Below are 929 nucleotides of genomic sequence, written 5' to 3' on the forward strand. Positions count from 1 at the left end.
AGCCGGAACCAGTAGAAACCGTGGCCTGCGAGGGTGAGCAGGTAGGGCAGTTCGCCGATCGCGGGGAAACGCACCCCGCCGAAGAGTTCGACCGGGAAGCGGCCCTTGAAGCGGCGCAGGTCCAGCTCGGTGGGCTGGGCGAAGCGCGAGAAGTTGTGGACGCACAGGACCAGGTCGTCCTCGTATTCGCGCAGGAAGGCGAGGACGGCCGGGTTGGTGGAGGACAGCTCGGTGTAGGAGCCGAGTCCGAAGGCGGGGTTCTGTTTGCGGATCTCGATCATGCGGCGGGTCCAGTGCAGCAGCGACGAGGGGGAGGCCATGGACGCCTCGACGTTGGTGACCTGGTAGCCGTGGACGGGGTCCATGATGGTCGGCAGGAAGAGCCGGCCGGGGTCGCAGGAGGAGAATCCGGCGTTGCGGTCGGGGGTCCACTGCATGGGGGTGCGGACCGCGTCGCGGTCGCCGAGCCAGATGTTGTCGCCCATGCCGATCTCGTCGCCGTAGTAGAGGATCGGCGAGCCGGGCAGGGACAGCAGCAGGGCGGTGAAGAGCTCGATCTGGTTGCGGTCGTTGTCGAGCAGGGGGGCCAGGCGTCGTCGGATGCCGATGTTGGCGCGCATCCGCGGGTCCTTGGCGTATTCCGCGTACATGTAGTCGCGTTCTTCGTCGGTGACCATTTCGAGGGTCAGCTCGTCGTGGTTCCGCAGGAAGATGCCCCACTGGCAGTTGGAGGGGATCGCGGGGGTCTTGGCGAGGATTTCCGAGACGGGATAGCGCGATTCCCGGCGGACGGCCATGAAGATGCGGGGCATGACCGGGAAGTGGAACGCCATGTGGCATTCGTCGCCGCCGGAGGCGTAGTCGCCGAAGTAGTCGACGACGTCCTCGGGCCACTGGTTGGCCTCCGCCAGCAGCACCGTGTCCGGATA

At 66.5% G+C, this 929-nt stretch carries 1 protein-coding gene; it reads right to left on the reverse strand.

Annotated elements, in window-relative coordinates; translation table 11 throughout:
- Nucleotides 1–929: alpha-glucosidase C-terminal domain-containing protein (locus ALMP_RS35830; RefSeq protein WP_264935958.1), on the reverse strand; the 929-nt coding region annotated here is incomplete at both ends.

Source organism: Streptomyces sp. A012304, from assembly GCF_026008495.1.
Classification (GTDB): Bacteria; Actinomycetota; Actinomycetes; order Streptomycetales; family Streptomycetaceae; genus Streptomyces.